Origin of the sequence: Pengzhenrongella sicca, from assembly GCF_017569225.1 — a bacterium.
GTDB classification, from domain to species: Bacteria; Actinomycetota; Actinomycetes; order Actinomycetales; family Cellulomonadaceae; genus Pengzhenrongella; species Pengzhenrongella sicca.
This window is the reverse complement of the sequence record NZ_CP071868.1, coordinates 970,457-983,704: the sequence shown is the minus strand read 5'-3', so window position 1 is coordinate 983,704 and position 13,248 is coordinate 970,457. Positions and strand designations below refer to the sequence as shown.

Annotated in this window: 11 protein-coding genes; 7 read left to right on the top strand and 4 right to left on the bottom strand. The window is 69.8% G+C overall.

The features are described from left to right. The first annotated feature begins 23 nt into the window (after positions 1-23). From J4E96_RS04370 to J4E96_RS04360, 3 genes are read left to right on the top strand one after another with little or no spacing between them, the layout of a single operon-like run. Positions 24-905: a hypothetical protein gene (locus J4E96_RS04370; RefSeq protein ID WP_227424566.1), complete on the top strand. Its 882-nt coding sequence runs from the start codon at positions 24-26 to the stop codon at positions 903-905. After that, complete coding sequence (locus J4E96_RS04365; RefSeq protein ID WP_227424565.1) at positions 889-2,388, top strand: glycosyltransferase; 1,500 nt, start codon at positions 889-891, stop codon at positions 2,386-2,388. The genes J4E96_RS04370 and J4E96_RS04365 overlap by 17 nt, the downstream gene beginning before the upstream one ends. Further along, a complete protein-coding gene (locus J4E96_RS04360; protein ID WP_227424564.1) occupies positions 2,385-3,905 on the top strand; it encodes a glycosyltransferase in 1,521 nt (506 codons plus the stop codon). The genes J4E96_RS04365 and J4E96_RS04360 overlap by 4 nt, the downstream gene beginning before the upstream one ends. A gap of 37 nt (positions 3,906-3,942) precedes the next feature. Here the strand turns inward: J4E96_RS04360 and J4E96_RS04355 are convergent, their stop codons facing one another. Further along, on the bottom strand, positions 3,943-4,914 hold the full coding sequence (locus J4E96_RS04355) for an NAD-dependent epimerase/dehydratase family protein (RefSeq protein ID WP_227424563.1): 972 nt from the start codon (positions 4,912-4,914) through the stop codon (positions 3,943-3,945). Further along, on the bottom strand, positions 4,911-5,921 hold the full coding sequence (locus J4E96_RS04350; protein WP_227425662.1) for a glycosyltransferase: 1,011 nt from the start codon (positions 5,919-5,921) through the stop codon (positions 4,911-4,913). Before J4E96_RS04350 ends, J4E96_RS04355 begins: the two co-directional genes overlap by 4 nt. Positions 5,922-5,997: 76 nt before the next feature. Between J4E96_RS04350 and J4E96_RS04345 the strand changes: the two genes are divergently transcribed. The 3 genes from J4E96_RS04345 to J4E96_RS04335 are packed head-to-tail and all read left to right on the top strand — an operon-like array spanning position 5,998 to position 8,461. Further along, a complete protein-coding gene (locus J4E96_RS04345; RefSeq protein ID WP_227424562.1) occupies positions 5,998-6,501 on the top strand; it encodes a GtrA family protein in 504 nt (167 codons plus the stop codon). Beyond that, positions 6,498-7,358: a glycosyltransferase family 2 protein gene (locus tag J4E96_RS04340; protein WP_227424561.1), complete on the top strand. Its 861-nt coding sequence runs from the start codon at positions 6,498-6,500 to the stop codon at positions 7,356-7,358. The genes J4E96_RS04345 and J4E96_RS04340 overlap by 4 nt, the downstream gene beginning before the upstream one ends. A gap of 5 nt (positions 7,359-7,363) precedes the next feature. Further along, a complete protein-coding gene (locus tag J4E96_RS04335; protein WP_227424560.1) occupies positions 7,364-8,461 on the top strand; it encodes a glycosyltransferase family 4 protein in 1,098 nt (365 codons plus the stop codon). Between the two features lies 1 nt (position 8,462). On the opposite strand, the gene J4E96_RS04330 is transcribed toward J4E96_RS04335, so the two are convergent. Both J4E96_RS04330 and J4E96_RS04325 read right to left on the bottom strand, forming a co-directional pair. Then, positions 8,463-10,229, bottom strand: a complete 1,767-nt coding sequence (locus J4E96_RS04330) for a hypothetical protein (protein WP_227424559.1) — start codon at positions 10,227-10,229, stop codon at positions 8,463-8,465. Further along, complete coding sequence (locus tag J4E96_RS04325) at positions 10,226-10,810, bottom strand: hypothetical protein (RefSeq protein WP_227424558.1); 585 nt, start codon at positions 10,808-10,810, stop codon at positions 10,226-10,228. The genes J4E96_RS04330 and J4E96_RS04325 overlap by 4 nt, the downstream gene beginning before the upstream one ends. 276 nt (positions 10,811-11,086) lie before the next feature. Here J4E96_RS04325 and J4E96_RS04320 point away from each other — a divergent pair, with 276 nt between their 5' ends. Further along, positions 11,087-13,222 carry an FG-GAP repeat domain-containing protein gene (locus tag J4E96_RS04320; protein ID WP_227424557.1) on the top strand — a complete coding sequence of 712 codons (2,136 nt, stop codon included), beginning with the start codon at positions 11,087-11,089 and terminating at the stop codon, positions 13,220-13,222. Positions 13,223-13,248 lie beyond the last annotated feature (26 nt).

Genomic DNA, 13,248 nt, shown 5'->3' with positions numbered 1-13,248 from the left:
CCTGTTCGGTCGTCGGCGAGTGTTTGCATCGAAACTCTACCGGCCACGACACCGGCTTCACCCCATTCGACGGGCGAGGCTGGGCCAGTCGACGGGTCGGTAGACTCAACCGGGTGCCCGCCGAACTCTTTGTGTCCCTCGCGCCTCGACGCGAAGATGTGATCCTCCACCGGGCCCTGGGGGGACTCAGTCAGCCACGGTTCCTCGAGGTGACCGCCGACCCGAACGCCCTTAGCCGCTGCGTCGCGCTCGAGTCGCGCGGCTGGGTAGGAACGACCGTGGCCGTCGACTCCCTGCACACCCAGCCCCCGTCGAGCGCAGAGCCGCTGCATGCCGTCCTGATCGGCGTCGCGGATCCGACCGGCGCCGTCGTCGGCGCGCTCGACCTCCTCACCGTGCGGCCCTGGATCGCGGTGCTCGCTGCGCCCGCCGCGACGCGAAGTGCCCCTGCTGAGGCCGCGTCCGGACTCGCCCTTCTCCTGGCGGCCGGCTACGAACCCGCGCTCTTCGACGGCGCGGCGCAGTACCTCGTAGCGCCCGAGCACAGCGCCGCGCTCTTGGCCCAGGTGGATCACCCGGCAGGCCCTGACGATTCGTTTCAGACGCTCGAGGTCTCGGAGCTTGAGCGGCGGCTACGCGAAGTGGAGGCTGAGAGGGCAGACCTGAAGACGAGGATTGCAGCGCTCGAGCAGGAGAACACCACCTGGCGCGCTCGCGCGATGGAGCGATGGTCCGAAGCCGCCATCGAGTACGCCGGGCGCGGCCGGAGCAACGAAGCGATCGCCGCCGAGCTCACGGCCCTGCACCAGACGCTGTCCTGGCGGATCACCCGGCCACTTCGCGTCGTGAAGACGATCTTGAACCGCTCCGCCCGAAAGGCTCGTGCAGATGCAGCGACCCGCTGACGCCACCGCGGTGCGAGCCGCCCTCGCCCAGCGCCTGCGCGCCGCCGCGACAGTGCTGCTGTCCGAAGAGTTCGAACCGTCGGCCAACCCGGCCGCCGACGCGGCGACGATCCTCCATGCGCTCGTCGGCCATGTCCGCTCCAGCGACGGCACCGCGGCCACGTGGCTGCTCTTGGTGGCCATCTCGGGGACGTTCCCCGACGACGCGACCGTCCGCGCGACGCGACGCCGCCTCGAGCTCGACACGACGGCCGACGGAATGCTGTGGCTCCTTGACCTCGGCCTCGCCGAACTTCGGGCGACCGGCGCACCGCTGACCGAGATCGACGTCGTCGTCGATGCCGTGCTCGTGGACGTCGACTTCAGCTCTCGCAACGACCTGAACACCGGGATCCAGCGGGTCGTTCGGTCTACGGTGCCGATCTGGGAGCGCGAGCATGACATCACGCTCGTCTCCTGGACTGCGAGCGGTGCCTTTCGGGCCCTCGGTCCCGATGAGGAGGACCGCGTGCTGCGGTGGTCCGGCACCCGACGTCCAGCGCCCGCGCGTGGCGCGAGCGCCCCGCGCGTGATCGTCCCGTGGCAGAGCGTGCTGGTGCTCCCCGAGGTGCCCGGTCCCGATCGCTGCACCGCCCTCGCCAGCCTCGCCGAGCATTCCGGCACGGCGGTCAGCGCGATCGGGTACGACTTCATCCCCGTGGTGAGCGCCGACCTGATGCCTCCGGTCGAGCCACGTCGGTTCGTCCGGTACCTGACGATCATCAAGCACTCGCGCCGCGTCAGCGGGATCAGCGCCTCGGCGAGCGCGGAGTTCCGCGGGTTCGTGCACATGCTGCCCGCCCAGGGCCTGGCGGGGCCGGAGGTCTCCGAGTGCACACTCCCCGTCGAGATTCCGGCCTCGGCCGTCGCGCCGCCGGTGGGGACGGCCCGGGAGCTGCCCCTCGTTCTCGTCGTCGGCAGCCACGAGCCGCGCAAGAACCATCTCGCGGTGCTCCACGCGTCCGAGGTGCTCTGGCGCGAGGGCTTGAAGTTCCGGCTTGAGTTCATCGGGGGCTCGAGCTGGGCTTCTGCCGGTTTTGACTCCGTGCTCCGGTCGCTGCGCCGCCGTGGTCGACCCGTGAGCGTCGGCCGCGGCGTCACCGACAACTCCCTGTGGAAGGCCTACCGTGCCGCTCGTTTCACCGTGTTTCCATCGCTGCACGAGGGATTCGGTCTGCCAGTCGCCGAGTCGCTCGCGGTCGGGACGCCGGCGATCACGAGCAACATCGGTTCAATGGCGCAGATCGCCCACGAAGGCGGGGCGATCATGATCGATCCGCGAGACGACGAGGCTCTGGCGTCGGCGATGCGCCTCCTACTCACGGACGACGAGCGGCTCGCGGCTCTCACCGCCGAGGCACACGCCCGACCTCCGCGCACCTGGTCGGACTATGCGCGCGAGCTCTGGACTCAGCTCGTCGAGAAGGTCGAGGTCAGCGCGTGAACGGCTGGCGTGCGGGGATCTCCGAACGGCGTCTGGGCTCCATCGTCGATGTGCGCCGTTCGGCGCGCTCGGCGTCGCTGCGGCAACGACTCCGAGCCCTCGTCGGCGCCCTCGACGAGCGACAGGTCCCCCCAGAGTCCGGCCGCGAACTGATCCCCCTGGTGGTCCGCCTGCTCTCGGCGCCCGACCAGAGCACGGTGTGGCTCACGCTCGCGGTGCTCCGCGCCGAGCTCCCGCTCGAGGCCGACGTCATCGCAGCCGCGCGGGAGATCGCGCTCGACGGGCCGCTCGACGTCCTGCGACGAATCCTCCTGCCCTCCGCCAATCCGCTGCACCGCGGCCGAGAGCTGCGCACAGTCACGGTCATGAGCGGCACCGTCCTGGTCGACGTCGAGCACACGTCCCACACGGCGCTCGCCACGGGCATCCAACGGGTCGCGCGGCAGACCACCTCCAGGTGGTCTCGCGACCATGAGATCACCCTCGTGGGCTGGACGCAGGATCACCGCGCGATGCGGCTCTTGGACGAGTCCGAGCGAGCGGTGGCGCTGCGAGGTGGCGACGAGACGACCGTGCACCATGTCGGCGGTGACGGCACCATCGTCGTCCCGTGGGGCGCCACGTACATCCTGCCTGAGCTCGCCACCGAGATGCGTCGGACGAACCGGCTTCTCGCGCTGGCCCGGTTCTCCCGGTCGCGGACATCGGTGATCGGCTTCGACTGCGTGCCGCTCAGCAGCGGCGAGACGATCGGTGCCGAAATGGGCACCGCCTTCGCCAACAACCTGGCGGCGGTGCGCCACATGGACCGGGTCGCAGCGATCTCCCACGCCGCGGCCCGCGAGTACGAGGGATGGCGCGAGATGCTGGTCGGCGTCGGCCTGCCCGGGCCGGGCATCGCCACGATCATGCTCCCCGTCGAGGCGGAGAAGCCCACTCCCCACGCGGTCGAGATGGTGCGGTCGACGCTCACGACCGACGCCCTGCCCTTGATCCTCTGCGTCGGCAGCCACGAGCCGCGCAAGAACCACCTCGCGGTGCTGCAGGGGGCCGAGCTGGCCTGGCGGGCCGGCACGCGCTTCAGCCTCGTGTTCGTCGGCGGCAACTCGTGGGGCGGCGAGGGCTTCCGGGAGCGCATGTCGGAGCTCCAGGAGGCAGGCCGGCCCGTTCAGTCCGTCTCGGCGCTCTCGGACGACCTCTTGTGGGCCGCCTACGACGTGGCGCGATGCGTCGTGTTCCCTTCTCTCAACGAGGGGTACGGCCTGCCGGTGGCCGAGGCGATCGCGTCGGGCACCCCCGTCATCACCTCGTCCTTCGGCAGCATGCAGGAGATCGGGCAGGCGGGCGGCGCGCTTCTCGTCGATCCGCGCGACGACCATGCGATCGCGCAGGCCATCACGACGCTCGTCGACGACGAGCAGGCGCACGCTCGCCTCGTGACCGAGGCCCGGGACGTCCCCGGGCGGACGTGGGACCAGTACGCGACGGAGGCCTGGGAGTACGTCGTCGGCGGCTAGGCCGCCTGCCGAGCACGCACGGGACTCACATCGATGCCTACGTCCGGGCGACCGCGGCGAGCTCTCCCGCTCGGATGCGCCGCCCGATGTCGGCCGCCGTCGCGGCAATGCCCGCCGGCAGCGGAGTCATCGTTCGGCGGTCCAGGTCGGTCCACACGACCGAGCGGAACCTCAGGTCCCGGGCCTGCTGACCGGACTGCGCTGAGGCGGCCAGCCGAAGGAGCTGCCCACGCTTGAAGATGCGTCGGAACTCGCCGAGCACTGCAGCAACCGAGGACGAGCGCTGCGAGGCCAGGATCTTGACGACGGTCGAGCCCGCGCTCGCGCGGTCGCGCAGCATGGCCAGGCCGTCGAGGATGAGCGCGGCGGCATCGTCCACGAACAGGTAGTCCCGCACGGTGTCGAGCGAGACATAGACACCGATCGGCTCGCCAAGGAGCTGCGACCGGCACAGCTGTGAAATCAGTCCCTGGGACTTCGCGAGGTTCTGCCCGGGACCGTAGAGATTCGACATCCGACCGACGAGCACCCGGCACCCGACCTCCGCGGCGAGGCGTGCGAACTCCTTCTCGGCCGCGAGCTTGGCTTCTCCGTAGGCCGACAAGGGCTGCGGCGGCGAGAGCTCGTCGAAGGGAGGGTCGACCGAACCGGCGTAGATCCCGCCAGCCGTCGACGCCATGAAGACTGCCCCGCGCCCGAGGCCCGCGCCATGGCGTTCGATCGCCTCGTCGATGAACTGCCGGATCGTGCGTACCTCCGCGTCGAGCAGGCGCTCTCCGGTCGAGGTGACGCCCGAACCCGCGCACCACAGGAGGTCCCACGGCCCGCCGGCCGCACGTACGACGACGGCGTCGAGGTCCTGGGCAAGCGCCGTGGCCGCGGCGGCCGCGTCGTGCCACGGGATGCTGGACACGAGCACATCACGGCCGTGTGTGCCGGCCAGCCGAACGATTGCTCCGCCGAGGAGTCCGCCGGCACCCACCACCCAGATCGGCGGCCCCGGCGTCATGGCAGCGGTCGATGCCAACCGAGCGGGCCGGCCTCGCGATCGCTCACAATGAGGTAGAGCGGTTTGCCCATCGCCATGTTGACCGCGACGCCGATGTACTCGGCCACGATGCCGAGCGAGAACAGCACGGCGCCCGTCGTCAGCAGCACGATGATCACCATCGAGGTCCATCCTGCGGGCGTCGCGTCGCCGGCCAGCCTTCCGACAAGGATCACGATCGCGAGCAGCAGCCCGGCCACCCCGAACAGGAAGCCCGTCACGCTGACGACCCGGAGTCCACGCGTGCCGCTGGAGAGGACCAGGCGCCAGAAGTGCGAGAGGAGCGAACGGAGGTTGTACCCGGAGCGGCGGCCGCCTTCGGCGCGGAGCAGCACGGGGCAGGTCGCGACGTCACCGGCCACCCACCCCAGGGCAACGTCGAGGTAGACGCCTGCACCCGCGTACGCGGCGACGCTGCGACCCACCTCGCCCAGCATGAGCCGGTAGCTCTGGTACACCGTCGTGTCCAGTCCACCGGCGAGCGCACGGATCGCGCGCTTGGCCCCCTTGGAGGCGGCATTGCGAACGACCCCGTGCGGCGCCGCGTTTTCCGGCTTGGCGTAGATGACACTCGCGCCTGCGCGCATAGCCACGTCGAGCATTCGACCGATGTCGGCGGGGTCGTGCTGCCCGTCCTCGTCCATCGTGACGATCCAGTCGCCCCCGGACGAGGCCATCCCGGCCAGGGTCGCCGCATGCTGCCCGAAGTTCCTGCTCAGCCAGACCGGCCGCACCATCGGGTACTTCTCGGCGAGTGTCCGGATCACGGAGGCCGAGCCGTCGGGACCGTTGTCGAAGACCAGCAAGACCTCGGCCACGACCGCGACATTGCCGTCCGGGGTGGTGAACTCGCTCGTCAGGTGGTCGAGCTCACCCAGGAGTTCCGTGAGGGTGATCTCTCCCTGGTACACCGGAATCACGACTGAGAGTCGGTGGGTGCGCCCTTCCGGACGGTCGGCTGCGCTCATCACGAAGCGACTATAGTCGTCCCGACACCCCCGGACGTCGGGGCCCACCGTGTCTACCCCCCGACGATTGAGTCACGTGAGCCAGCCTTCGGATGCGCAAGCCGGCCAGCCACCGGCCGGCATGGTGGGCGCGCTCGGTCCGCTGTTCAGCCTTGTCAAGGATCAGCGCATCGCCTTTCTCCTCGTCGGCGCGATCAACACGCTGGTCGGCACCGGCTGGTTCGTCCTTTTCCAGCTGACGGTCGGAACCCGCTACGGCTACATGGCGAGCCTGGGCTGCGCGCACGTCGCCGCGGTGCTGTGCGCTTTCGTGCTGTACCGCCGCTTTGTGTTCCGCGTTCGGGGTCACGTCTGGCTCGACTTGGCTCGATTCGAGGTGGTCAACCTCACTGCGCTCGGCATCAACGCCGCATTCCTGCCACTGCTCGTCGAGGCCTTCGGCGTACCCCCGATCCCCGCCCAGCTGCTGATCACGACGGTCACGATGTTCGTCAGCTGGTTCGGGCACCGTGGATTCTCGTTCCGCCGCCCGCCGGTGCTCGATCCGAAACCACACAGCAGCACAGGTGCTACCCCGTGACCCCGCGCGTCTCCGTGGTCGTCCCGGCGTTCAACAATGCCGACTACATCGAGCAAACGATCGACTCGGTGCTCGCGCAGACCTTCGCTGATTTTGAGCTCCTCATCGCCGACCACTCGTCCACAGACGACACCGCGATCCTGATCGAGCGCTACGCCGCCGATTCTCGGGTCCGAATCTCTCGCACGCCGGCCGGTGGAGGAGCCCAGCGGAACTGGAACTGCGTCAGCCAGGCCGCGACGGGTGAGTATCTCAAACTCGTGTGTGGCGACGACCTCCTCTACCCTGCGATTCTCGAGCGCCAGGTCGCCGAGCTTGACCGCCTGGACGCGGGTGTCGCGATGACAGCGTGCTCGCGCGACCTGGTCGACGGGCAGGGTCGAGTGTTCCTGCGCGCGCGCGGGCTGAACGGAATGTACGGACGGATCGATGGGCGGCTCGCCGTGCGGTCGATCGTCCGCAGCGGTACGAACCCACTGGGCGAGCCGGCGTGCGTGCTGTTCCGGCGCTCGGCTCTCGAAGCAGCCGGGTGGTGGGACGGCACGAACCCGTTCTACATCGACGCGGGAACGTACGCCCGCGTGCTCATGCACGGAGATCTCGCGGCGCTACACGATTCGCTGGCCGCCTTTCGGGTGAGCGCCGGCCAGTGGAGCGTCCGGCTCGCGCTCGAGCAGAGCAGCCAGGCTGAGGCCTTCCACCGGCTCGCCCGTGAGCTCGCGCCCGAGACCGTACGGGTGACCGACGTCTGGCGGGGGAACGTCATGGCGCGCAAAGCCGAGCTGCAGCGCAGGGCCGCGTACGCGGTGCTCGGCAAGCGCATGCGCCCAGCGGTGCCGGCGCCCGAGGCGAGCTAGCGTCCGTGCGCCTCGTGATCGACGCGACCGCGCTGCTCGGGGTGCGGACCGGCATCGGTCGGTACGTCGAGCACTTGCTGCGCGAGCTGCCAGCAGCGATTGCCAGGCGCGACGCTGAGGCGTCGCTCGCCATCAGCACCTGGACGCGGCACCGCGGCCGGCCGGCCGATGCCCCACCCGCCTTCGAGCACGTCGGGCTGCCCGTGCCGGCGACGGCGCTGTTCACGGCATGGGAACGCACCGACCACCCGCGGATCGAGACGTTGGTCGGCCGCTGCGATGTCTTCCACGGGACCAACTTCGTCTCCCCGCCTACGCGTCGTGCCCGCGAGGTCGTCACGGTCCACGACCTCACGTACGCGCTGCGGCGCGACACCGTCTCGGCGACAAGCAGGCGATACGAGACCCTGGTTGCCCGGGCTCTCGACCGCGGGGCCCAGGTCGCCGTCCTCAACGAGACGATGGCTGGCGTCGTCGGCGACTTCTACGGGCTCGAGCCCGGCAGGGTCGTGGCAACCCCGCTCGGAGTCGACGACGGGTGGTTCACGGCACCCGCGGCATCGAGGGCGTGGCTCGCCTCCCGCGGGCTGCCACCGGACTACCTCGTCTACGTCGGGTCTCTTGACCCCCGAAAGAACCTGCCCCGCCTGCTCGACGCGCACCGCCGCGCGCGCAGCCAGTTCCCGCAACTCCCGGATCTGGTACTGGCCGGGCCGGCGGGCCGGGAGCGGGACCTGGGCGACCGGCCCGGAGTCCACCTGACCGGATGGCTGAACGACGGCGAGCTCCAAGCGCTGGTCGCCGGTAGCCGCGCCCTCGTGCTCGCGTCCCTCGACGAAGGCTTCGGGCTACCTGTTCTTGAGGCCCTCGCGTGCGGTCGTCCGGTGGTCATCTCGGACCTCCCGGTGCTGCTTGAGGTCTCAGGAGGACTCGGCGTCGCAATCGCGCCGACGGACACCGACGCGCTTGCAGAGGCACTCATCGACGTGCTGGAGCAGCCGGACGGTGCGGCCGACCGGGACCGGCGCCGCGCCTGGGCGCGGCGGTGGTCCTGGTCGACGTGCGCCGACCGAACGCTCGACGCCTACGGGATTCCGGCGTAGATCAGCTGCTCGTGACCGCTCGGCAGCCGACGGCGGGATTGAACCCGACGGGTTGGTTGATCGCGTAGACGCACACCTGGTGCGAACCGGGCGCGGCGGGCACCGCGAGCGAGAACCCGCGCGCGGCGCCCTGCCCCGGGTACGCAGCAGCGACATCGGGGCGGGAGACGTCCGCCGGTCCGGACCCGGCGAAGCGGCCATCGAGGTACACGTGCACCTGCACCGGCGCGCTGGTCTCCGGATCGATCGCCCAGCCCTCGACCGTGACGGATCCTGGCGCGCCCGTAGCGGCGTCGAGAGCGCCGATGGGAGACGCGTTCACCACAGTCACGGTGACGCACCGCAACGCCGGGTTGGCGCTCGCCGGGAGGTTGATCGGGTAGACGCACACCCGGTGCGTTCCAGCGCCCGCGGCGATCTCTGCCGCGAATCCATGCGCGGCACCCTGGCCCGGGTAGGCCGCTGCGACGTCGGCCCGCGCTCCGTCGGCCCGGAGCACCGTCGCTTGCCCATCGATGTAGACGTGCACTTGGAGCGAGTCGGTGGCATCCGGATCGATCGCCCACCCGGAAACCAGCACCGACGACGCCGTCGCCGTCACGGAATCGACGAACCCGACCGGCGCATGGTTTGTGACGGTCACGGCCCGGCAGCCGAGCAACGGGTTGAAGCCAGCCGGCTGGTTGATGGCCCAGGCACACACTTGGTGCACGCCCTCGGCGGCTGGCAGGGTGACGTCGAAGCCGTGCGTATCGCCCCAGCCGGGATACGCCGCACCGACGTCCGGACGCGGCTGGTTGGCGACCACGCCTGAAGGCTGGCCGTCGATGTAGACGTGCACCATCACCGGTGCGGTCGTGTCGGGATCGATCGCCCAGCCCGCGAGCCGCACCCCTGCGCCGCCTACCGAGGCGGCGACGTCGAACGAACCGACCGGATTGGGCGAGGTCGTCGAACCGAACCAATCGGTGAAGTACGACCAGAAGTTTCGGTTCCCGTAGGCGGAGCACGAGTCCCCGGTGCCGTACCCCGCGGCGAGCGCCGCCGGGTTCGGCTGGTATGGCGTGTAGTTGTACAGGTTCGCGGTGGCTTGGTTGCGGATGACGACGGTGGATCCTCCGCAGATGGCGTTCGGGTGGTACCGAAGTGTCTGCGCAACGCCGACCCGATGCGAGAAGCTCGTTGGTTTCAGCCCATAGTTCCGAAATTGCGACGCGGCCGAATAGACCTGATTGAAGAAGCCGTAGTACTGGGAGTTGCACGCGGCCGTGTCCGGGCAGCCGTAGCCCATCGCCTTCTGGTACACGGCCGCTGTGCCGGCTCTGGAACGCGTGACCAGGCTCTGCTCCTTCTGGAGCGTGACGAGTAGCACCCGGGGATTGATGCCGCAGGCCTGCGCGACCTTGACGATGATGACGGCGGCGGTCTCGTTCGCGGCCCCGGCGTAGGCACCGGTGCAGCGCGCATCGGCCGCGCGGGAGACGGTGCTCTGTCGATAGTTCTTCAAGCACGCTGTGCCGTCGGCCGCTGGCACGCAGTTCGCACCCTTCGCGACGAGGAACGACTGCACCGCATCCACCGACATCGCGCTCGCATCGTAAAAGACCAAGTCACTGATCAGGTACGAAGGGTCGAAGTTCGAGAGATTGGCAGCGTCCGCCGGCACCGGGGCTCCGACGATGAAGAGCGCCGCGATGAACGGGACGACGAGAGCGGCGCGCCGCAGTCGGTTGGGTAGCGTGCGTGGACGCCGAGGAGCGTAGGTCATGGCACCTCTATCGACACGGTAGTCGACCTACCTGAGGAGAAGGCGGAGTCGTAGGCGAGGCTAATCTGCCAGGTCCCCGTGCTGAGGGTGCCCCCGGTGGCGATCAAGCCCCCACACGATGTTGTGGTGGCGTCCGCGAGCGCATCAGCGCGCACCTCGATCGTCTGCGATCCCTGGCTGAAGGTCGCCGAGCACGTTCCCGACTGCTCGACCACGCCCGTGACGTACCCGCTGATCTCGGCCTGCGCCGTCGCGTCGTCCCACGTCGCATAGGTGATGACGACCTCGACGCTCGCGCGCGTCCCGGCGGTTCCGCCGGGGGCGAGCTCCTCCCCCGCAGTTGCCGTGGGGGCGGCCGGAGCGGGTTGCGCGGGAGTCGCGAGGACAGGGGTGGACGAGCCTTCTGCCGCGACGGTCGGCTGGACCCCGGCCGACGTCTGCGCGGGCGCTGCCGATGCCGTTCCGGTCGAGGACGACGCCTCGGGAGCCGCAGCTCCCCCGGCCCCGAACGAGAGCCACAGAACACCGCTCGTGACGAGCGAGACGACGACAAAAACTATGATCCACCTGCGATTCTTCACCATTACCTCCACAGGCGAACTTTACCGTGAGGCCGACTCACGGAAGGTCCGCCTGGTAGGCCGCGGAATGCACGTGAATTGGGGCAAACCCCTCGGAGGCTCGCCTAATTGACGTTCTTCAGTGAGACTACTGAGGTGCCTAAAGCCCTCATCGCGAAATTCCGGTCCCTGGCCGCTATGACCGTAGCCGTCGGATTGGCGGCGGGCCTGACGGCGCTTGCTAGCGTCCCAGCGGTCGCCGCGGAGCTTTCCTGGGGACTTCAGCCGGGATGGCCGGTGACCACGCACCTGGCTTCTGCGCGGCCGATGAATGTGCCCATCGAGGGCAGTACGGGCACGAGCGGCTGGGCGAAGGCATCGTCACCCACGCTTGCGGACCTCGACGGCGACGGCCGGAACGAGGTCGTCATCGGCTCGCTCGACGGCCGGGTCTACGTGTACGGCCACGACGGGTCCCTGCGCTGGAGCAACTACCTCGACGCCAACGTCCAGGCGGGGCCGGTCAACGGCTCACCCGCGGTGGGCGACATCGACGGTGACGGGTCCCCGGAGGTCGTCGCGGGCTCGGACAATGGGTGGGTGTTCGCGTGGGCGGCCAACGGCACCTTGAAGCCAGGCTGGCCTCAGTTCACCGGCTACAACGCCGACTACCCGGCGCGGTGCGCCACGAACGCCTGTACCGGCGTCATCGCTGCACCGACCCTCGCGGACCTCGACGGGAACGGGACCCTGGAGGTGATCGTCGGTTCGCACAGCCACCTCATGTGGGTCTGGAACGGCAGCGGCGTCGTGCTTCCCGGCTGGCCGCGAGATGTCTGGGACGGCATCGCGTCGGGCGCCGCCGTCGGCGACGTCAACGGCGACGGGCGGCCGGAGATCGTGGTCGGCAGCGACGTGGAGAGCAACTGCGGGGACTGCCGCCCCTACGGCGTCCTGACCAAGGGCGGCCTGGTGCACGCCTTGACGATCACCGGAGATGAGTTGCCGGGCTGGCCGTTCCGCACGGACTCCTTCATGGCCGGCGCTCCGACACTGACCGACCTCGACGCCGACGGAAGTCTTGAGGTGCTCATCGGCGGTGGCTACTTCCCGAGCGAACCCGCCAGCCGTGGGCATCACCTGTACGCGGTCAACGGGAACGGGACTGTCCGCTGGAGCTTCGCGACGCGCGGCGTCGTACTGGGCGCCGCCGTCGCGGCGGATCTCTCCGGGGACGGTCGGCCCGAGATCGCGGTCGCGGATTCCACGTGCCTGGACGGATCATGCGCAGGCGGCGTCGTCTACCTCCTCAACTGGGACGGCTCGCTCCGCTGGGCGAGCGAGGGGCGCACGACCACAGCCCCCAGCGGCAGCGGCGCGCACTTCAGCGGGCCGGTGCTCGGGGACGTGACGGGCGATGGCAGGCCCGAGATCGTCGCCGCCGACGCCAACTGGCACGTCAAGGCCTGGGACCTTTTCGGTCAGGTCTCCGCCGACACCGGCACGACGTTCGCGATCTTCGGCAGCCCCGCGATCGGAGACCTCGACGGAGACGGGACGAACGAGGTCGTCGTCGGCTCCGCGGCGAACAACGGCCCGCGTGGCGGGACCCTCGAAGAGCTCGCCGGCTCAGGCCGGGTGTACGCCTGGGACACCGCAGGTCGCGGGGGGCTGCCCTTCCCGCAATACCAGTCCCGCGTCATCCCCACCACTTTCACTCCGACCCAGCCGGCGGCGTGCACGACCGTGCTCGCATCCGTCGCCGACCTCCCGATGGTGCGCCGGGGGTCTACCTGGTACGGCCGGCTCGGCTACTCCAACGGCGCCGCCGATGCCTGCTACGCCTACGGCGACGCCGCCGACAAGCCGATCACGGGTGACTGGGACGGAGACGGAGACGCCACGCTCGGTGTCTTCCGTCCGTCCACGGGCACCTGGTACCTGCGCAACGGCGACGGCGGCGGGGCTGCCTACCGGACGATGGTCTTCGCCTCTGCCTCAGACATCCCCGTTGCGGGTGACTGGAACGGTGACGGCAAGGACGACATCGGTGTCTTCCGGCCGTCCACCGGCACCTGGTACCTGACCTACCCCGATGACCCCGGGACCGTCCGCGTCGTGCGCTTCGCGTCGCCCGCAGACCTGCCCGTGGTTGGCGACTGGGACGGCGACGGCGACGCGAGCCCCGGCGTGTTCCGCAACGGCACCTGGTACCTGATGGACGACGGCGTGAACGGTTCGAACGTCCAGGCGGTCAGGTTCGCTAGCCCCGGCGACCGGCCGGTCGCCGGGGACTGGAATCACGACGGTCGCGACACGTTGGGCGCCTTCCGGGCCGGGGTCTGGTACCTCGTGAACACGCTGACGTCAGGGTCGGCGGCGTCCGGGTTCAGCTTCGGCAGCGCTGGCGACACCGCGTCCACCTGGGGGTAGGGCAACGAGCGCAATCAGGTTGTCGA